At 63.4% G+C, this 20,268-nt stretch carries 16 protein-coding genes and 3 pseudogenes; 9 read left to right on the plus strand and 10 right to left on the minus strand.

All coding sequences use genetic code 11. The annotated features are described in order from the left end of the window. Positions 1 to 202: 202 nt before the first annotated feature. Positions 203 to 808: a TetR family transcriptional regulator gene (locus tag ABZ195_RS27710; protein WP_355223095.1), complete on the plus strand. Its 606-nt coding sequence runs from the start codon at positions 203 to 205 to the stop codon at positions 806 to 808. Between the two features lie 3 nt (positions 809 to 811). Here the strand turns inward: ABZ195_RS27710 and ABZ195_RS27715 are convergent. From ABZ195_RS27715 to ABZ195_RS27750, 8 genes and pseudogenes are all read right to left on the minus strand, one after another. After that, positions 812 to 1,479: pseudogene (locus ABZ195_RS27715) on the minus strand (transglutaminase family protein). After that, positions 1,476 to 2,570, minus strand: a complete 1,095-nt coding sequence (locus ABZ195_RS27720) for a BtrH N-terminal domain-containing protein (RefSeq protein WP_355223096.1) — start codon at positions 2,568 to 2,570, stop codon at positions 1,476 to 1,478. The pseudogene ABZ195_RS27715 and the gene ABZ195_RS27720 overlap by 4 nt, the downstream one beginning before the upstream one ends. 382 nt (positions 2,571 to 2,952) lie before the next feature. Beyond that, positions 2,953 to 4,059, minus strand: a complete 1,107-nt coding sequence (locus ABZ195_RS27725; protein WP_355223097.1) for an NDMA-dependent alcohol dehydrogenase — start codon at positions 4,057 to 4,059, stop codon at positions 2,953 to 2,955. 43 nt (positions 4,060 to 4,102) lie between these two features. Then, positions 4,103 to 5,731: a fatty acid--CoA ligase gene (locus tag ABZ195_RS27730; protein ID WP_355223098.1), complete on the minus strand. Its 1,629-nt coding sequence runs from the start codon at positions 5,729 to 5,731 to the stop codon at positions 4,103 to 4,105. 36 nt (positions 5,732 to 5,767) lie between these two features. Beyond that, positions 5,768 to 6,178, minus strand: a complete 411-nt coding sequence (locus ABZ195_RS27735; protein ID WP_355223099.1) for an SCP2 sterol-binding domain-containing protein — start codon at positions 6,176 to 6,178, stop codon at positions 5,768 to 5,770. Between the two features lie 758 nt (positions 6,179 to 6,936). Beyond that, complete coding sequence (locus ABZ195_RS27740; protein ID WP_355223100.1) at positions 6,937 to 8,145, minus strand: FAD-dependent oxidoreductase; 1,209 nt, start codon at positions 8,143 to 8,145, stop codon at positions 6,937 to 6,939. After that, positions 8,142 to 9,533 (minus strand): cytochrome P450, encoded by a 1,392-nt coding sequence (locus ABZ195_RS27745; RefSeq protein ID WP_355223101.1) that lies wholly within the window; start codon positions 9,531 to 9,533, stop codon positions 8,142 to 8,144. Before ABZ195_RS27745 ends, ABZ195_RS27740 begins: the two co-directional genes overlap by 4 nt. Positions 9,534 to 9,555: 22 nt before the next feature. After that, a complete protein-coding gene (locus ABZ195_RS27750) occupies positions 9,556 to 9,876 on the minus strand; it encodes a 2Fe-2S iron-sulfur cluster-binding protein (RefSeq protein WP_355223102.1) in 321 nt (106 codons plus the stop codon). Positions 9,877 to 10,000: 124 nt separating this feature from the next. Here ABZ195_RS27750 and ABZ195_RS27755 point away from each other — a divergent pair, with 124 nt between their 5' ends. The 6 genes and pseudogenes from ABZ195_RS27755 to ABZ195_RS27780 all read left to right on the plus strand — a co-directional run bounded on the left by ABZ195_RS27755 (position 10,001) and on the right by ABZ195_RS27780 (position 15,321). Beyond that, a complete protein-coding gene (locus ABZ195_RS27755; RefSeq protein WP_355223103.1) occupies positions 10,001 to 11,014 on the plus strand; it encodes a helix-turn-helix domain-containing protein in 1,014 nt (337 codons plus the stop codon). 195 nt (positions 11,015 to 11,209) lie between these two features. After that, positions 11,210 to 11,299 (plus strand): mycofactocin precursor MftA, encoded by a 90-nt coding sequence (mftA, locus tag ABZ195_RS27760; protein WP_355223104.1) that lies wholly within the window; start codon positions 11,210 to 11,212, stop codon positions 11,297 to 11,299. A 44-nt stretch (positions 11,300 to 11,343) separates the two neighbouring features. After that, positions 11,344 to 11,466, plus strand: a pseudogene (locus tag ABZ195_RS27765) (mycofactocin biosynthesis chaperone MftB); the annotation flags it as partial. Next, positions 11,463 to 12,677, plus strand: coding sequence for a mycofactocin radical SAM maturase (gene mftC / locus ABZ195_RS27770; RefSeq protein WP_355223105.1), 1,215 nt, complete (start codon positions 11,463 to 11,465; stop codon positions 12,675 to 12,677). The pseudogene ABZ195_RS27765 and the gene mftC, both read left to right, overlap by 4 nt. Positions 12,678 to 12,679: 2 nt before the next feature. Continuing rightward, positions 12,680 to 13,867: a pre-mycofactocin synthase MftD gene (mftD, locus tag ABZ195_RS27775; protein ID WP_355223123.1), complete on the plus strand. Its 1,188-nt coding sequence runs from the start codon at positions 12,680 to 12,682 to the stop codon at positions 13,865 to 13,867. Positions 13,868 to 13,914: 47 nt separating this feature from the next. Continuing rightward, positions 13,915 to 15,321: an aldehyde dehydrogenase family protein gene (locus ABZ195_RS27780; protein WP_355223106.1), complete on the plus strand. Its 1,407-nt coding sequence runs from the start codon at positions 13,915 to 13,917 to the stop codon at positions 15,319 to 15,321. Between the two features lie 455 nt (positions 15,322 to 15,776). On the opposite strand, the gene ABZ195_RS27785 is transcribed toward ABZ195_RS27780, so the two are convergent. Then, positions 15,777 to 17,032, minus strand: a protein-coding gene (locus tag ABZ195_RS27785; RefSeq protein ID WP_355223107.1) for an IS3 family transposase whose coding sequence is annotated in 2 segments (ribosomal slippage) — positions 15,777 to 16,759 and positions 16,759 to 17,032 — 1,257 coding nt in all. Because the reading frame shifts where the segments join, the coding sequence is not laid out codon by codon here. 51 nt (positions 17,033 to 17,083) lie between these two features. On the opposite strand from ABZ195_RS27785, the pseudogene ABZ195_RS27790 reads away from it, so the two are divergent. Further along, positions 17,084 to 17,239, plus strand: a pseudogene (locus tag ABZ195_RS27790) (TetR/AcrR family transcriptional regulator); the annotation flags it as partial. Between the two features lie 283 nt (positions 17,240 to 17,522). Further along, on the plus strand, positions 17,523 to 19,031 hold the full coding sequence (locus ABZ195_RS27795; RefSeq protein ID WP_355223108.1) for a carboxylesterase/lipase family protein: 1,509 nt from the start codon (positions 17,523 to 17,525) through the stop codon (positions 19,029 to 19,031). An 88-nt stretch (positions 19,032 to 19,119) separates the two neighbouring features. Here ABZ195_RS27795 and ABZ195_RS27800 read toward each other — a convergent pair whose 3' ends face one another. Then, positions 19,120 to 20,262 carry an acyl-CoA dehydrogenase family protein gene (locus tag ABZ195_RS27800; RefSeq protein ID WP_355223109.1) on the minus strand — a complete coding sequence of 381 codons (1,143 nt, stop codon included), beginning with the start codon at positions 20,260 to 20,262 and terminating at the stop codon, positions 19,120 to 19,122. Positions 20,263 to 20,268 lie beyond the last annotated feature (6 nt).

Genomic DNA, 20,268 nt, shown 5'->3' on the forward strand with positions numbered 1-20,268 from the left:
CTGCGTGTCGTCGGCGTCCCGGGCGACTGTTCCTTCGGCATGGCTCCATCCTCGTTTCCAAGGTCAGGAGCCTCCAGCATTTCCAGGGCGATTCATACGGATGTATCCGCTACTACGCAATACGCTCATTCCGGCAGATGCGACCAAGATGCGAGGCGCTGTCCAAAGCACGAACTTCGTCCGTTACGTTACGCTCGGCCGCATGGTGGTCGAACCTGTCCGCGTGTCTTTCCGCCGACATCTTCGGGCTGAGGCGTTGCGCGCAGCGCAGGAGTTGACGATCGACCGTGGTTGGGAGAAGGTCCGCTTCAGCGATGTGGCCAAACTGATCGGCGTGTCGCGCCCCACGTTGTACCGCGAGTTCAAGAGTAAGTCCGACCTTGGCGACGCACTTATCCTCCGCGAGACACATCGGTTTCTCGAAGGAATCCGCGAAGTCCTCGACGCCAATGCCAGCGACGTCCCGACGGCCATCACGGCAGCGGTGCGCTACACCTTGGACGAGGGCGTCGGCAGCCCATTGCTGCACGCCGCCATCGGTCGTCCAGCGGATGATGCGCACGTGGACACGGGAGTCTTGCCGCTGATCGCGACGTCCACCACGATGCTCGAGTCTGCCACCAAGGAACTGGTGTCGTGGCTTCAAGCTCAACTCGACGGTCATCAGCCCGCGGAGATCGTCTCTGCGGTCGACGTCTTGATCCGACTTACGGTAAGCCACTTGGTGCTTCCCGCCGCTCCAGCAGACAGTGGCGAGCTCGTCGCCGACCGAATCGCGTTCACAGTGTTCCGATATCTCGGTCTGTGACGATCACATCTCCTGGGAGAAGGCGTCGCGCTCGACCGCGGAGTCGAGAACGAGGTCGCCATAGCGGCTGTGCAGCTCGGTGACGATGTCGCGGAAGGGAAGGTCGTGATACCAACCGCGGTCACGGAGATACTCCATGTGTTGGTGCCCTGACCGTCATGGGTGTGCAGGAGCGCGTCGTGGCGGCCGTCGAAGTCGATCGGCGGCACACCGAAGCGGGCGCATAGCTCGGCATTGAACGCTGGTGTGGCCTCCACCCACCGGTCGTTGAGTCGCAATTGGATATACCCGTGGTAAACGAACACGTCAGAGCCTCCCATCCGTTCGCGCAACGCCGCCGTCTGCAGGTGATTGCGAACGTCCGCGAACCCGAGTCGGGCGGGAATGCCCGCAGCGCGAGCCGCTGCGGTCAGCAGAACCGCCTTCGGTACGCAGAATGCCCCTAGCGCCGTCGCTACGTAGCTCGCTCGGTAGCGTTCGGGGTCATCGCGAGCGCTGTAAGGGTTATACCAAATCCTGTCCCGCACCGCAGTGAAGATCAACCTCGCCTTGCGCACGGGCTCGCGTACGCCAGCGACTGCATTCTCGGTGAAACGCTGCACATCGTCGTGCTGCCAATCCAGAAAACCGGTGGTCTCCAAGAAGGTCGATTCGTTCTCGGTGTCACTCATTCACCTCCTTCAGCTAGGGATTCGACGACTGCGGCGCCGACCGATCGGCTGGCCTTCTCGAGCGCCTCGGCGAGACAAATCTCGGCCTCCGGGATCACCGCGGCGACATCAGCCGCGGCTAGACAGCGTTGGTGTGGCGATGAACCCACGTTCGTGGCCGCGGTGGCCAAAGCAGACCACGCCTCAGAGGCCCTGACCGCCGCCGCCGCCGCATCGGCCGCGGCGTCGTCACAAAGGAGTTCGGCGACTGTATGACAGCCTTGGGCCTGAAGCGCGCGAAACAGCCCGCCCCCGGTGCCGGCCTTTTCGATGAACGCTCCAAGTCCAAATAAGGCCGCAGTTAGTGCATCGTCGTCGAACAGCGTCGGCCAATGACGCAGGTCGTCAGCGAAGATCTGCACACCCTTCAATCCCGAGCATTGAACCTCAGCCGTCGCGACGTGCGGACCCGGCTCAGCCATGTCGCCCCGGCGCATGAATGCAGCGCTCGCCGCCAGCGCCGAGCTCGCCATCGACGGAAGGTCGGGCAGTCGGTCCGGCCAGTCGACGTGATATGTCGTGTGCCGGGTAGGGGTGGGGAACCCGACCGAGGAGCGTGCTCGTCGTAGATCGTCGTAAGGCACCAGCTGCGTGGTGTCGCGATCGTTGTCTATCACGTACGCCACCTGTAGATCGTCGTCGTATCCAACAATCACGATGTCGTGGCGGCTCATGTGCAACCGCACGCGCAAATAGGGAAGTTCGCCAATGTCCGCCCAGACCATCACCGGTCGGCCCCGGTCGACTTCATCGGTCACGAGAGCCCATCCCGCGTCTGGGTCATCGGTCGACTGCACGACGAACTTTGCGCCGATCCGGGTCAGGTAGTCGTCCTCCATCTCGTTACCCCGCCCCACCAGGTAGGCCTGTGGAGACAACTGTGACGAGCGGACGTACGAGAAGCTCAGGGCACCACCGAGGGCGAAGACCAAGCCCTCACTGAGGTCTTGTGCGCCCCAGCCGAGTTCGGCCCATTCGGTGAGGTCGCGGAGTGCGCCCGAACCGCAATGCCCTCCCTTTTCATGCCGGAACGGAATCTGCACGGTGGTCATAGTGGGCTCCTCACGGTTCAAGTGTGCCTAGCTAACGTGTCGCAGTTGGATCCGGCTAGCCGGGCCACTGCTGAGTGGATCGAGAGCGTGAACGCCGTTCAGGCAGACGCCACGATTTCCGTCCGCCAACACTCACCAATGTTTTGCACCACCCATCGGCAAGAGCTCGGCCGAAGACCAGATCCAACGCACGCCTAGTCCTACGATGTCTATCAGGATCGATTCGGGACGGCCCGTCGCAGAGGGCACGACGATGGACGGGCCAGCCACTCCGAACGCCGGTCGCTGCGCAACACACCAGCGTGGCGGCGTCGAATCGGTTTCGTCGCAACCCTGCGCGAGCGACGTGTCGCGTGGGGATTTGCTCGTGGCGGGTGCTGGCTCAGTATCGGATGAGTCCGCGGATGTTGCGGCCTGATCGCATATCGTCGTAACCCTCGTTGATCTGATCGAGGGTGTACTCCCGCGTGATGAGTTCATCAAGCTTGAGGGCTCCGGCGTTGTAGAGTTCGACCAGCCGCGGGACATCATGGGCGGCGTTGGACGAACCGTAGAGCGCACCGCGGATCTGCTTTTCATACAGCGTCAGTTCCAGCAGCGAACCCGACATCGAGGTCTCCTCGGGATGGCCGATCGCGGTCACGACCACCCGGCCACGCTTACCCACCAATGACAGCGCCTCGGCGATGTAGGACCCCTCGGCGACGTCGGTGGTCAACACGCAGACGTCGGCGAGCTTGCCGCGGGTGATGTCACTGACCAACGCCCAGGCCTCGTCGATGGTGGCAACGGCATGCGTGGCGCCGAAGCTACCGGCTTTATCACGCTTGAACTCCACCGGGTCGACCGCAACGATGGTCAACGCGCCAGCGATGCGGGCGCCTTGAATCGCATTCATCCCTATGCCACCGGCACCGATCACGACCACGGTGTCCCCGGCCCGCACCTCACCGGTGCGCACCGCAGAACCGTAGCCCGTCGTGACGCCACAACCGATCAACGCCGCCTTGTCCAACGGCGTTCCCTGATCTATCTTGACCAACGACGCCTTCGGCACCACGGTGTACTCGGAGAACGTTCCCAACAGGCACATCTGACCGATGTCCTCACCCCGGGCATGGAAACGGTAGGTCCCATCGATCTGCGGCCCCATCATCAGCGCCGCGCCTAAGTCGCACAGATTGCCCATCCCCCGCGCGCAATAGGAACAGTGCCCACACGACGGCAGGAACGTCAGGATGACCGAATCCCCCTCGGCGAGGTCATCGACACCAGCACCCACCTCGACTACGGTCCCCGCGCCTTCGTGACCACCCACGACCGGCAGCGGAAATGGCAGGTCACCGGTCACGAGGTGTTCGTCGGAATGACACAACCCACTCGCGGTCAACCGAACCAACACCTCACCGGGGCCGGGCGGATCCAATTCGACCTCCTCGACCTCCCACTTCTCACCCAAACCCCACAGCACCGCAGCGCGTGTCCTCATGTACGTCTCCTCCACGTCGATGTCTTATTCATTGTCTGCCGATTCACGTCAGCGTCTGGACGGCGAGGTCACCGTCGGCGTGCTGGCGTCGCAGCTTCTTCTTGTCGAATTTGCCCGTGGAGGTCAGCGGAATATCGGCGACGAACGCCCACCGTTCCGGCAACCACCACTTGGCCACCCGCGGCCGCAAGAATTCCGACAACTCCGCAGCCGTCACGGTGCACTCAGCGTCCAAGACCACCACCGCCAACGGCCGTTCCTGCCATTTTTCGTCGGGCACCCCGATCACCGAGGCGAAGCGCACGGCATCGTGAGCGGCCAACTCGTTCTCTAGTTCTACTGAGGAGATCCACTCGCCACCGGACTTGATGACGTCCTTGGAGCGGTCGGTCAACGTGATGAACGCATCGGCGCTGATCGTTCCGACGTCCCCGGTGCACAACCACCGGTCCGGGGACACCGCCGGAGAGTGGGGCTCATAATAGGACCCCGTGATCCACGGACCCCGAACCTGAATCTCGCCCACCGACTTCCCGTCCCAGGGCTGCTCGACACCAGCATCGTCGACGATGCGGGTCTGCACGCCCGCCACCACCCTGCCCTGCGTCCCCCGCAGGTGCAGCGTCTTCTCCGGAGAATCCGAACTCCGCGGTAGCGCCACCGAGGCCAACGGGGAAGTCTCCGTCATCCCCCAGGCCTGCACGATCCGCACACCCAACTCGTCATAGGCAGTCATCAACGACCGCGGCACCGCCGAACCACCACACGCCACCATCTTCAAGGAGCTGATGTCGTGACCAGGATTGTCACGCAAGTAATGAAGAACGTCGGTCCAGATCGTCGGCACCGCCCCCGCCATCGTCGGCCGTGCGGCCTCGATCATCTCCACCAGAGGCGCAGCCTGCAGAAAACGATCCGGCAGTAGCAGCTCTGCACCCGCCATCATCGCCGCATACGGCAACCCCCACGCGTTGGCGTGGAACATCGGCACGATCGCCAACACCGTGTCGTCGTGGCCGATACCCAGAGCATTCGAGGTGCACGCCGCCTGAGAGTGCAACCACGTCGAACGGTGACTGTAGACAACTCCCTTTGGGTGCCCCGTGGTGCCGCTGGTATAGCACATCGCCGCGGCTGATTGCTCGTCGACATCAGGCCAGGTGAACGTGCTCGGCTGGGCACCCACCACCTCGTCGTACCGTAGGACGTCCTTGCCGCACCCCTCGACCGCGGCAAGTTCCCCCGACCCAGTCACCAACACCGTCCGCACGGACGTCATCGACGGCAATGCCGCCGCCAACAACGGAAGCACCGTGTCGTCGGCGACGATCACCCGATCACCCGCATGGTTGGCGATCCACGCCAGCTGCTCTGCCGGCAACCTCAAATTCAACGTGTGCAAAACCGCGCCCATCGACGGCACCGCCGCATAACAATCCAGATGCTCCTGGTTGCTCCACTGAAACGTCGCAACCCGCTCATCACCTCGAACACCGATCTCCCACAAGGCATTCGCCAGCCGTGCCGAGCGCTCCCCCAAGTCGCGGTAAGACACCCGAGAGATCTTTCCGGGTCCACGGACGGTCAGCGCCTCACGATCGCCATGGACCAACGACGCATGTTGCACGATCCCGGCGACCGTCAAAGGAACATCCTGCATCGTGCTCTTCATCGCACGCCCGCCCCAGGACCGATTATGAGGCAACGGTCACGCATCGATGAGGTCCTGCCGATCCTGACTCTGCAGCATCGACCGATACTCGGGAAACAGATTCTTGGCCTGGGGAATCAACTTGATCAACTTCGGCACCGGACCCTTCGCTCGCACCGACCCCTTTGCCATCGCCATCGTCAGGTTCACCTTCCCCAACCAGAACCTGTTCCCCGTGTCGGCTGACATGAACAGCTCCACGTTGGGCACGGCTGCGCTATCGGCCCCCGTCTCCACCACTCGGTTCGGCATGTCCACCGTCACCACGGCATCCGGATCGGTGTAATGCACCCGCAACACCACCCCCGAGCCTGCCAGCTTGTCGGCCAGCCCCTCCTTCTCCAAACCCCGCCGAAAGATCCCACCCATGAAGGCGTAAACCTCATCCTCGTCCTTGAAAACCGCCATCATTGACCTCCACCTCGTCGTAGGCACCACAAAAATTACGAACAGCTCGTCCCGCCCTGGTTGTGATGCTCACCATAGCAGTTTGTGAATAGGTAGTCACTTTCGACTCCGTCGCTCTCGACTCCGCGACCGAGGCTTTGACCTCGGTAGCCGTCGCCATCGACTCGGATCGCCGCCGTGCCCGTGGCGAGTGTGGTGGCCATGGAACGGGTGGATGAGGCGCGGCCGGCTACGCCTTTCACCAGGAACGCCATTCCATGGCGAAACGGCCCTGATGCGCGAGCACCGTCAAAGCCCAGCCGAGCATGGTCACCCGGCCGAACACACCAGTCCCTCGGGGCACGTAGGGAATGAGGACCTCGGGAGTGGACGGACCAGCGCTGGCGGTGCACCTGCCCGCGGACGAGCCGCCCACGCTCTCACGCGCACGGTCAGCGCATTCGGAACGGTGACGCCCGTGCTTGGGTAGGGGAGAGTCTGGCTGACACCATCTGCCGACCGTATGCCGGCACCAATGCAGGATGAGACAGCGTGCAGACACAGCACGGCTGTCCCGTCGTCCCACCCGGAGACGGTGTCCCGCTGGCTGAGCCGGGAAGGCCGAGGCTTGCAAGAGTAGGCGCGACTGCACCGCCTGCCACCACGAGGTATCGAATCGCGAGTCCAGTTAGCCGGGCGACGACGACACCTGATTCCATCATCGGCCCGCCATTCGACGACGAGACCCATCCGCTGAGCCGGAACGTCCAACGGCACTGTCATCCCTTTGCTGAGCCGGCCAGCAAGAGCTCGGCTCGGCCGATGGGGATCTGCTGCGTGATCGCGCGCTTGCTGAACATGAAGTCACGTGGGCGGTTGACACAGTCGGCGGCAACGAGCTCGCCGTCACGGAGATAGAAGCAGGTGAAATCGCGATCCCTCGACGGATCGCCGCTGAGCACGACTTCGTCGTATCCGGTGTTGAGGCCGGCAATCTGCAGCTTGAGGTCGTATTGATCCGACCAGAACCAGGGAAGCGCCGCGATCTTCTTCGACTTCCCGCACATGGTTGAGGCGGCGACCTTGGCCTGCTCGCCAGCACTCGCCACCGACTCCAGGCGGATACGACGCCCGTAACGGGCCATGTCGTGGCTGGCGCAGTCGCCGGCAGCCACGATGTCCGGGTCGGCGGTCCGGGTCTGGTCGTCGATCACGACCCCGTCGTCGACGGCTAGACCGGCGGCAGCAGCGAGTTCGACGTTCGGCTCCACACCGATGCCGACGACGACGAGGTCTGCCTGGATCGTCTCGCCACCGGTGAGGATCACTTCGCGGACGCTGCCGTCGCCGGACAAGCCCTCGACCAGCGCGCCCGTCCGGATGTCGACGTTCTCCTCCCGGTGGATCCGGTCGAAGAACGCCGATACGTCCGGAGCGGTGACCCGTTCGAGAACGCGCTCCGCCGCCTCGAGCACGGTGACCTCCAGACCCAGCGCACGCAGCGAGGCCGCCGTCTCGAGTCCGATGTAGCCGCCGCCGACGATTACGGCCCGGCGCCCAGGACTGGTGGCCTCTCGGATCAGCTCGACGTCTGCGGCGGTTCGCAAGTAGTACACCCCGTCTAGATCGGCCCCCGGGGTGGAGAGCCGGCGAGGCCGGGCGCCGGTGCACAACGCGAGCTTGTCGTAGCCCACTGAATCTCCGGTGCTCAGTGCCAACCGACCACCTGAGCGGTCGACCGTTTCCACGGTCGCATTGACCAATTCGATGCCTTGCTTGACGTAGAACTCCGCCTTGCGGATCGCGAGATCGCCCGGTGCGCACTTGCCTGCCAAGTAGGCCTTCGACAGTGGGGGGCGTTGGTAGGGCAGTGCCGACTCATCACCGATGAGGACGATCTCATCGGTCCACCCCTCCTGGCGCAGGCTGGCGACGAGCTGGGCACCGGCGTGGCTGGCCCCGACGACGACCGCCCGCGCCGGCGTCACGTGTCGGATTTCGGCGTGAGCCGGACCATCAACTTGCTGATGCCCCTCACGAAGTTGGACTGCACGTACTCGGGTTCACCGACGACCTGGATGTCATCGAAGCGCGTGAGCAACTCCTCCCACAGAATGCGCAATTGCAACTCGGCAAGGCGGTTGCCCATACAACGGTGCACACCGAAGCCGAAGGAAATGTGATTGCGAGCGTTGGCCCGGTCGATGATCAGATCATCGGGCCGATCGAAGATGCGTTCGTCGCGGTTGCCCGAGGCGTACCACATCACCAGTTTGTCGCCCTTGCGGATGAATTGGCCGTTCAACACGGTGTCGGCCTTGGCGATCCGACGCATGTAGGCCAGCGGGGTTTGCCACCGGATGACCTCCGAGACCATGTTGGGAATCAGGTCGGGGTTGGCCTTCAACTTCTCGAACTGGTCGGGGAACTGGTTCAGAGCCAGCACGCCACCGCTCATTGAGTTCCGTGTCGTGTCGTTGCCTCCGACGATCAGCAGCACGAGGTTGCCCAGGAATTCCAACGGTCGTCGCCTGAGCAGGTCCTTCGTGCTCTCGTTGCTCTGCAGCATGGTGACCAAGTCGAAGCCGGGTTCCTCCCCGGCAGCCGTCCGGGCGGCCTTGTCGTGCCAGAGCGCGCTCAGGCCTTGCGCCATGTCGCGCATTCCTTCGAACACCTTGTCGTTGTCCGATGGCCCGCCATTCGCTTGCTCCATCGACGTCGCGAGATCTGACCACTCGACGAGCTTTCGGCGCTGCTCGTAGGGGAAGTCCAGTAGGGTCGCAAGCATCCGCGCGGTCAATTCGATCGAGACGGTTTGCACCCAGTCGAACGGCTGATTCACGGGCAGGCCGTCCAGCACCTCTTGAACGCGCGAGCGGATCAGTCCCTCCATCTCACGCAGATTCTTCGGCGCGATGACCCCTTGCACGGCGGCCCGTTGCCTGTCGTGTTCCGGCGGATCCATCGCGATGAACATCGCCACATCCATGAAGCGAGGCGGCGTCCCGATGACGATGAACGGCTCGGAGGAGAACACTTCGTGGTTCTTGTCTACCGCCACGATGTCGGCATGCCGGGTGACGGACCAGAATGGACCGAACGGACTGTTGGGTTGAAAGTGAATCGGAGCTTCATTACGCAAACGCTCGAAGTACGACTTCCAACGTCCCTGCCGGTAGAAGAACGGATTGCTCATGTCGATGTCGAGCAGATCGACGTCCTCCGCCGGTGGGATGGGAACTTCGGTGAAGAGCTTGTCCCCATTGGTCCGGGTCACCCAGCGCCTGGCCCTGTCGTATAGGTGAGCGCCTTGGATTTGCCGGTCGAGCGGGACGGTCGACTGAACCTTGTCGGTGATTGCTTGGGAGATGCTCATGAGTCCACCTTGACTTTCTTGATCACATCTGGAATTCGGGCGTCTGGACGATCAAGCCGTCCCACTCCTCGGAGACAGGCATCTGGCAGGACAACCGGGAGGTCGGCTGACGCTCGGGGTTCATCGCAAGCATCTCCTCTTCAGCCGGGCCGGACAGACCCACCTGTTCTGACCACTGTGGATCGACGACGACGTGGCAGGTACCGCAAGCGGCCTCGCCGCCGCAATCGCCGTCGATGCCGGGTATGGCGTTGTTGGTGGCCACCTGCATCAGTGACTGGCCCTCCTCGAGAGGCACCTCGCGCTTGTTGCCGTCGTGGGAGATGAACGTGACGACTGCCATAGTTAACTCCTGATACGTTGTCCTCAAGTGTTCCAGATCACCTCAAGTGTGATCTGTTAAGCGCGTTGCGGCTATACCTTCCGGAGTCAGAAACGTGTGATTTTGGTTCAGGAGGCCAAGGGCAGTGAACACCGACGATTCCGGCATACCCCCGCTCGCGTTCATTCAATTGCTCGAGAGCGAGGCTCTCGACCCGGGCGCCGTGGCGCGACTCCGCCGCCTCATGACGCGTGAGGGAGTAGACGATTCGACGCTGGTCAAGCATGGTGCCCAGGCTCCGCTGCGGTGGTTTCGCGAGGTCTACCCCGACCTCGACGTGAACCAGGCAACCCTGCTCGGTTTCGCGTTCGCCGCCCAGGCCCAGTTGACGTCCTTCGGCCCGTTGAGCTTTCCGCTGGTCAGCGCAGGATCGGTGGCCGAAATCATGAATCTGCTCGCGTTTCTACCGCTGATCACGACGGCCGTGAGTCCCCATTTTCATCCAGGTGAACGAGGCCTCACCATTGGGCTCACCGGCCACACGAGCGATCCGGCCTTGGACTGCCTGGCCGTCGCCTACAGCGGGTCGGTGTTGTTGAGGCTGCTCGACATGCTCGTCGGCGACACGCGAACCGTCAGCCTTCACCTGGGTTGGCCAGCACCCGTCGTCATGACCGAGCGCGAGGACGAACTGTCACGAACCGGACGTCTAGTGTTCGGCGCTCCGATGTCTTACCTCCACGTTCCCGCGGACATACTCGAAGAGGTGTGCCGGTTCTCGGATCCCGTCGCGTACCGTCTCGCCATCGCCGAGCTCACGCGAACTCTCGACCAGTGCAGAGGGGCCACATCGTATTCGAACAAGGTGAGACAGCTCCTGGACAATGCTCCGGGGCAGCGCAGTAGCCAATCGGTCGCCGACGAGCTCTCAGTGTCCACCAGCACGCTCAAGCGGCGCCTCGCCGAAGAGGGGACCACATTCCGAGAATTGCGCGAGTCATGTCTACGCGAAAGCGCTATGTTTTTACTGCTCACCCGATCGATGTCGGCGAGTCAGGTAGCCACGGAGCTCGGATACCGCGATCCGACAAACTTCTCGCACGCCTTCAAGCGATGGACCGGTCGCTCCCCTAGGGAGTTTCGGCTATCGCGGCACTGAGCCGTTCCAGCGACTCCCGAGACACCCGATCGGGCAGCGGCCCCGATCGGGAACAGGCGTTGCCCATCAAGTGAACCTGAGGCCCTCCGGGCGTTTTGGAACCACTTTCGAAATACCCTTTCGCTTCCACACTCGCTGCCATAGTGTCGCCTAGACGACCGCAGTCGAGATCTTCATCACATCAAGGAGTTTCAGGTGGACGACGACGCGCAGCTCTACACCGAACTCGTTACTGAGACCCTCGTCGAGGAGGTCTCGATCGACGGCATGTGCGGGGTCTACTGACTGTGGCTTCGCCAGTTCAGGACCTCGGCCGAGCCTGGCAGCTGCATCCCGACCTTCGGTCTGCCTGCCGCGCAGCTGGAGTCGATGCCACTCACGAAGCGCCGTACCTGCGTGCCCTTGGTGTGTTCGTCGGGTCCAGCATGCTGGTGCCGGGAGGTGATGCATGACAACGGCCGCACCGGTTCCCCGTCTCATCGAGCAGTTCGAGAAGGGACTCGACGCCCCCGTCTGCCTTACCTGGGAGCTCACCTACGCGTGCAACCTGGCGTGCGTGCACTGTCTGTCGGCCTCCGGCAAGCGCGATCCACGCGAGCTTTCCACCCAGCAGTGCAAGGAAATCATCGACGAGCTCGAACGCATGCAAGTGTTCTACGTCAACATCGGCGGCGGTGAGCCGACCGTGCGTCCCGACTTCTGGGAGCTGGTCGACTACGCCACCGAACACCATGTGGGCGTGAAGTTCTCGACCAACGGCGTGCGGATCAACCGATCCACCGCGGCGAAGCTCGCCGCCAGCAACTACGTCGACGTGCAGATTTCCTTGGACGGTGCGACCGCTGAGGTCAACGACGCCGTGCGTGGCAAGGGCTCGTTCGCGATGGCGATGAAGGCCTTGGAGAACCTGACTGCCGAGGGCTTCCAGGACGCCAAGATCTCCGTCGTCGTGACCCGTCACAACGTCGGTCAGCTCGACGACTTCAAGTCACTCGCCGACACGTACGGGGCGACGCTGCGGATCACTCGTCTGCGCCCGTCGGGCCGCGGCGCCGACGTGTGGGACGAGTTGCATCCCACCGCTGAACAGCAGGTGCAGCTCTACGAGTGGCTGGTCGCTCACGGTGACGGCGTTCTGACCGGCGATAGTTTCTTCCATTTGTCGGGCCTAGGCGCGCCCGGCGCGCTGGCCGGCCTCAACCTGTGCGGCGCCGGGCGAGTGGTTTGTCTCATCGACCCCATCGGTGACGTCTACGCCTGCCCGTTTGCCATTCACGACCGGTTCCTGGCTGGAAATGTGTTGTCCGATGGCGGATTCGACTCAGTGTGGAAATTTGCCCCGCTGTTCCGCGAGCTGCGCGAACCGCAATCGGCCGGCGCTTGCAATAGCTGCGGACACTTCGATTCCTGCCGAGGCGGCTGCATGGCCGCCAAGTTCTTCACTGGTCTGCCGCTTGACGGACCCGACCCGGAGTGCGTCGTTGGCCGCGGCGAGAGCGCACTGGCCGCAGAACGCGAAATACCCCGCCCCAGCGGGGGTCACTCGCGCAGCACTGCCCGCACGCAGTCAGCCCCGGTGGCACTGACGCTGTCGCTGCGTCCGCCCACCGTGCTCACCCCGGCAACGATTCCATCCCGCTACTGCAACGAAAGTCCTGTGTGACCATGGGTCGCGATATCTGGTTCGAAACCGTCACCATCGCCCAGCAACGCGCGAAGAAGCGACTGCCCAAGTCGGTCTACTCCTCGCTGATCTCGGCGAGCGAGAAGGGTGTGACGGTCACCGACAACGTCGAGTCGTTCAGCGAGCTCGGCTTCGCACCGCATGTCATCGGAGCGTTGGAGAAGCGCGATATGGCGACAACGGTTATGGGGCAGGACATTTCGTTGCCGGTGATCATATCGCCCACAGGCGTGCAAGCCGTCCACCCCGATGGCGAAATTGCGGTGGCCAGGGCGGCCGCCGCCCGCGGCACGGCGATGGGCCTCTCATCGTTCGCTAGCAAGCCGATCGAAGACGTCATCGGCGCCAACGACAAATTATTCTTCCAGGTGTATTGGCTCGGTGGGCGCGAGGCGATCGCCGAACGCGTGCAGCGCGCCAAGGACGCAGGCGCCGTGGGTCTAATCGTGACCACCGACTGGAGCTTCTCCCACGGTCGCGATTGGGGCAGCCCTAAGATCCCTGAACAGATGGATCTCAAGACCATGCTCAAGATGGCTCCCGAGGTGCTGACCAAACCGCGCTGGCTGTGGAGCTTTGGCAAGACCGTCAGCCCACCCAACCTGCGGGTTCCCAACCAGGGCCCCAAGGGTGAGCTCGGTCCACCATTCTTCGGCGTCTACGGCGAATGGATGGGCACGCCGCCCCCCACGTGGGACGACATCGCATGGCTGCGCGAACTCTGGGGTGGCCCGTTCATGATGAAGGGCATCATCCGCGTCGATGACGCCAAACGTGCTGTAGACGTCGGCGTTTCGGCAATCTCGGTGTCCAACCACGGCGGTAACAACCTGGACGGGACACCGGCGGCCATCCGGGCGCTCCCCGCGATCGCCGACGCGGTCGGAAGCGACGTCGAGGTCTTGTTGGACGGTGGCATCCGCCGAGGCAGCGACGTCGTCAAGGCGATCGCACTGGGCGCCCGTGCCGTCATGATCGGCCGCGCCTACCTGTGGGGGCTGGCGGCCGAGGGACAGCCAGGCGTCGAGAACGTCCTCGACATCCTGCGCAGCGGAATCGATTCGGCCTTGATGGGCCTCGGCAAGGCCTCGACCCATGACCTCACGCCGGACGACATCTTGATTCCCGACGGCTTCACTCGATCCTTGGGCGTGCCGCCGGCGTCATGACACGCCGCGTCAGTCCGGATGTTCGACCGGTTCAGAAAGGATCCCCCATGACCGCAGAAGCGACAGCCCCACCCACGCCCGTCGTCAACGCCGCGGACATTCAGACGATCGTCGCGAGGCTGCGTAAGACGTTCGCCACCGGCCGCACTCGCGACGTGGCGTGGCGGAAACGCCAGCTGGAGGGGTTGCAGCGGCTCATCATCGATAATGAACCCGCCATCGCGGCCGCACTGGAGCAGGATCTCGGTCGGAAGCCGTTCGAGGCGTGGTTGGCCGACATTGCCGGTCCTGCAGGTGAGGCCGCAGATGCCGCCAAGAACGTCACGAAGTGGACCAAGCGCAAGCATCGACTGCTGGAGATGGCACAGCTGCCTGGCCGCGCCTGGATCGAGTACGAGCCGTTCGGCACGGTGCTGGTCATCGGCGCGTGGAACTTCCCCATCGCACTGACGTTGGGACCCGCGGTTGGCGCTATCGCGGCGGGAAACACCGTCGTCCTCAAACCGTCCGAGGTGTCGCCAGCGTCATCGGCACTGATGGCCGATCTGGTGCCGCGATACCTCGACCCGGACGCCATCACCGTCGTCGAAGGTGATGCCACGGTCAGCCAGGAACTCATCGCGCAAGGCTTCGACAAACTGTGCTTCACGGGCGGCACCGAGATTGGGCGCAAGGTCTACGAAGGCGCGGCGAAGCACCTTACGCCGGTCACCCTCGAGCTGGGCGGCAAGAGCCCCGTCATCGTCGCCGCGGACGCCGACATTGCCGTAGCCGCCAGGCGCATCGCCTGGACCAAGCTGATCAACTCAGGCCAGATCTGCATCGCGCCCGACTACGTGCTGGCCGATGCCTCGATTCGCGACGAACTGGTGCGCAAGATCGGTGAGGCCGTCGTCGGCTTTGAGGCGGGTAGCACCGGAAAGCGCATCGTCAACGAACGCCATTTCGGCAGGTTGACCGCAGCACTGGCGGCCACCAAGGGAACGGTTGCCGTCGGCGGCGGTTCGAACGCAGCCGCGGTCGAGATCGAGCCCACCGTCGTCGTGGACCCCGCGGTGGACGAGCCACTGATGACCGACGAGATCTTCGGACCCATACTGCCGATCCTCACCGTCCAATCTCTGGACCAGGCTATCGAATTCGTGAACTCGCGGCCCAAACCGCTGGCCGCCTACCTGTTCACCAAGAGCAAGGACACTCGCGAGCGCGTGATCAGGGAAGTGTCGGCAGGCGGCATGCTGGTGAATCACCTGCTGTTCCAGTTCACCACCACGAAGCTGCCATTCGGTGGCGTCGGTCCCTCCGGCATGGGTGCATACCACGGCAGGTTCGGATTCGAGGAGTTCAGCCACCGCAAGTCGGTGCTGACCAAGCCCACCCGGCCCGACTTGACCGCCATCATCTACCCGCCGTACACGGATGGGGCGTGGAAGCTGGCGCGCAAGCTCTTCTGAGAAAGCGAGCCAAAGATCGCCCCATCTGACCATCGATATCGACGCCGTCGGTCATCGATTGCCATCGTGCTGCCTCGGTGGTCTTAGATGGTCAAGCCCGACGCACGCGCGGTTTCCTTGCCCCCGGCACTCGTCGCCAGCGCCGTGGTGCGGCTCAACGTCAGGTCGATGATCGCAGTGAGATTGGCCTAGTCACCGCGAATCCACTTGGTGAAAACTTCCTGACTCGGCTTGGTTCTCATGGAGACTCTCGCTTATGGGGTTCCGACCAGTGGTTGGTCGGTCCGTTTCGGAGCGGAGCGTAGAAGACGGCGCTCATCGAACTCCCGCTGGATCGCCCTGGAAATGCTGGAGGCTCCTGACCTTGAAGACGAGGATGGGGTCATGTCGAAGGAACTTCCGCCAGGGCGGCCGACAGCCCGCAGGTTGAACCGTTCCGAGTTTCATGCCGGGCTTCATGGTTGAGGGGTCGCCGGCTGGAACTCCTGGGTTTGAGCGTAGTAGGCGCCTTCATATTCCTCGGGTGGGACGTAGTCCAGAACGCTGTGCAGTCGGCGGTTGTTGAACCAGTCGACCCATTCCATCGTGGCGTACTCGACGTCGTCGATGATGCGCAGTGGGCCGGTCTGGAACGGGCTGCCCCGGCGGATGGCCTCAGTCGTGAACAGACCGATCGTCGTCTCCGCCAAGGCATTGTCGTAGGCATCACCAACGCTGCCGATAGATGCTGCAATCCCCTCCAGCACAAGCGTTTCCGCGAAAACGATTGACGTGTACTGCGACCCGGCGTCGCCGTGGTGAATTAACCCGGCTCCGACCCGGTGATTGGCGTGATCGCGTCGCCACAACGCCATCTTCAGCGCCGTGGTCACCATCGTCGTGTCCTTGACCGTCGCGGCGTGCCACCCCACGATGGCCCGGGAAAAGCAGTCGATCACGAAGGCCACGTAGACGAATCCCGACCACGTTCTGCAGTAGGCGAAGTCGGTGACCCATCTGCGGTTCGGCGCCGTGGCGGTGAAGTCGCGGTCCAGCAGATCCGGTGCTCGACGAGAGTCCTTGCCACCGGGGATCGTGGTGCGGTGCTGGCGGCCCCTGATCACCCCGGACAACCCCTCGTCACCCATCAGCCGGTCCACGGTGCAGGCCGCGACCTGATGGCCCTGGCGGCGCAGATGCGCCGTCATCTTCCGTCGCCCGTACAAACCCTCCGGGGTGTCCACCGTGGCCAGCAGTGCGTCGGTGAGCCCAGCGTCGGTAATGGTGCGCGCCGACGGCGGGGACTTCTTCCAGTTCCTGTACGTGCGTCCGGCGACAGCCACGCCCTGCTCGGTGAGCACGCGGCAGATCGACTCGACCCGGAATTTTCGTGCACGCATCTGATCGATGAACGAACAGATCAACGGTGGCGAGGGTCGAGCTCCCTCGCGAAGAAAATCGAAGCCGCCTTCAGAATCTCGTTGGCCTCCTTGATATCTCGGCTCTCACGCTCCAGCTGCTTGATGCGCTGCTGCTCGGCGGTGGTGACACCGGGGCTCTTCTCGGCGTCGACCTGAGCTTGGAGGACCCACTTGCGTAGCGTCTCCGGGCCGACCCCAACCTTCGGGCCGATCGCCTGAGCCGCGGCGTACACCGACCGATACTCACCGAGATGATCGAGGACCATCTTCACCGCACGCTCACGCTGCTCGACCGGGTAGCGCTTCGACATAATCTGCATCCTTCTCAAAGAAGGAAGCGGCATCAAACTCGAAACGGTTCAGACCTCTACCTCGCACAAATGTTGGCGCTCGGCGCACTAAACTGGACAGTCGAGTGGTGGGACCCCCGTAGGGCCTCGGTGGACGCCGTCGTCGCCAATGACCAAACACTGGTGCGGCACGGACTGACCGCGGCCCCTGCGGCAAAGCGGCGATGATCGCAGGAGGACGGATCGCGTCGTGGACGCGCATACGATGAGCGCGATTCATTGTCCACACCGGAAACCGCCGCGAGTTCCTCGGTTTAGGGTCCGCCACGATCATCGACCGCGTCGAGCCTACCGAACCGAACATGCTGGCGCTCGACGGGTTCCCCGAAGATGTCTGGCCCCAGACCTGGTAGGAGGAACCCCAGGCATTCAGCAGAACTCGCCGCGAGTCCGGACTTCTCCTTGGCCATTGACACCTCGATGTGAAGCGCCGTTCGCTATTGTCTGAGAAATGTCAGCCAAGATCGTCCGCACGAACATCGCCTCGGGCGCAGTCGAAGGATTCGCGCGGGACGGCGTCACCCGTTGGCGTTCCATTCCCTATGCCAAGCCACCGGTCGGCGCATTGCGGTTGAAGGCCCCCCAGCCTGTCGAGCCATGGGCGGGCGTGCGACCCTGTTACCGATTCCGCTACTGCGCTCCGCAGCCGCGTCGGTACACGATCCTCGGTCCAGGCAGGTTCCAGCCTACGAGCGAGGACTGCCTCACCCTCAATGTCGTAGCACCCGAGGGCGACTCCGACCGACCTCTGCCCGTGATGTTCTTCATTCACGGCGGCGCGTACTTCCTGGGCAGTTCCGCGACGCCGATCTACGATGGTGCGTCCCTCGCCCGCAGTGGTTGTGTGTACGTATCGGTGAATTACCGGATGGGCGCATTGGGCGCCGTCGACCTGTCGTCACTGTCGACCGACGACGTCCGCATCGACGACAACCTGTACCTGCGTGACCTCGTAGCGGCGCTCACATGGGTGCGCGACAACATCGCGGGGTTTGGCGGCGATCCCGATGACGTGACGATATTCGGCGAGAGCGCGGGGGCGCACGCCGTTGCTACGTTGTTGGCCGTACCAGCAGCCAAAGGCCTCTTTGCACAGGCAATTTCACAGAGCCCGGCGGGCGGCCTATCCCGCTCCAAGGGGCTGGCGACGGAGTTCGCCGTCAAGTTCGCATCCACTCTTGGCGCCACGGAGAAGGACGCAGCGCGCCTATTACTGGCGGCGCGTCCGGTCCAACTGGTTAAGGCGTTCGATCGCTTGCTCACCACGAGTGCAGCGGACTTACCGGGCGGTTACCCGGTGGGATCCACCTTCGGAACCGACTATCTACCGCTCGATCCCATTCAAGCGATGCGCGAGGGCAAGGCGTACCGCGTGCCGCTCATCGTCGGCACGAATGCCGACGAGGGCCGGTTGTTCACTCGCTTTCTCAAACTCCTTCCAACGAACGAAGCGAAGATCGAACAGTTATTAGTGGGCACGGAACCCACTGACCGACAACGCATTACCGCCGCCTATCCCGAGTATCCGGCCCCGGCCGCCTGTATCCAGCTCGGAGCGGACTTCACTTTCGGATCGACACTGTGGCAGATCGCCGAATTCCATGGCCGGTACGCCCCTACCTACGTGTATCGCTACGACTACGCCCCCCGGACACTACAGTGGTCCGGCCTGGGCGCCACCCATGCGACCGAGCTTCTCGCGGTGTTCGACGTCTACCGAACGCATTTCGGACGGCTCCTCAGCGCCGGATCCGACCGCCGCTCGGCGATGCGCGTGAGCGACGACGTGCAAGGGCGATGGGTCGCGTTCGCCCACCACGGAGTCCCAGGAGACGGCTGGCCGCGCTACACCCGCGACACCCGTGCGGTAATGGTCTTCGATCAGACCTCAAGGGTGGAGAACGATCCCCACGCCGCCCGCCGGCGAGCCTGGGAAGGCGTCAACGTCCTCACCCGCTGACGGGCGGGTTCGCGAGTGACCTCGAGGCCTCGCGCTACCCGCCTCAGGCTCGCTCAGGTGCGGGGATCCGCCGGAAGCCGGGTAGCGCTCAAAGACCGAGATCCTTCGCGATTATCGTCTTCATGATCTCGCTGGTGCCACCGTAGATCGTCTGAATACGCGCATCGATGAACGCACGCGAGATGGGGTACTCGCGCATGTAGCCGTAGCCCCCGTGCAATTGCAAACACTTGTCGGCGACGCGGACTTGGAGCTCAGTCGTCCACCACTTCAAGCGTGCGGCGCGCGCCGCAGTGAGCTCACCGACGACGTGCTGGGCAATACAGTCGTCGATGAACGTGCGGGCCAGGTCGAGCTCGGTCGCTAGTTCGGCGAGGACGAACTTCGTGTTCTGAAAACTGGCGATGGTCGAGCCGAATGCAGTGCGGTCCTTCACGTAAGCGATGGTCTGCGCGAAAGCACCCTCGGCGGCAGCGACCGCCCCCACGGCCAGCGAAAGGCGTTCCTGCGGGAGGTTGCCCACCAGCTGGTAGAAGCCGCGGCCCTCCGCTTCCAGGAGGTTCTCCCTCGGTACCCGCATGTCGGTGAAGACGAGCTCACTCGTGTCCTGCGCGTGCAGACCGATCTTGCCAAGGTTGCGACCTCGGCCGAATCCGGGCGTGTCCGCCTCCACGACGAGCAGCGAAAGGCCGTTGTGCTTGCCTTCGGAGGTGCGTACGGCCACGACGAACAGATCGCCATTCTGACCGTTGGAGATGAATGTCTTGCTGCCGTTGACGACGTAGTGCTCGCCGTCTCGCACCGCCGACGTGCGGATGCCGGTCAGGTCACTGCCCGTGGCAGGTTCGGTCATCGCGATTCCGAGCACGGTCTCGCCCGTCACAGTGCCAGCCAGCCACCGTGCCTTTTGCACGTCAGTGGTCAGGTCGGTCAAATACGGCAGCACGACGTCGTTCTGCAGTGAAAATGCAATGCCTTCGGCGGCATTCCCCGCCCGGTTCACTTCTTCGATGACGATGGCGTGATAGCGATAGTCGATCACGCCGGGGCCGCCGAACTGCTCAGAAACGGGGAATCCGAGCAGACCCACCCGGCCGGCGTCGGCGAACATCGATCGGTCCAGGCAGCCCGCCAGCTCCCACTCTTCGTGGTTTGGAGTGATCCTGTCGCGGACGAAGTCGCGGACGAGCTGTCGAAACTGCAAGTGCTCGGAGTTGTATCCAGCACTCATGGCATG

Origin of the sequence: Mycobacterium sp. NPDC006124 (genome assembly GCF_040614235.1) — a bacterium.
Classification (GTDB): Bacteria; Actinomycetota; Actinomycetes; order Mycobacteriales; family Mycobacteriaceae; genus Mycobacterium.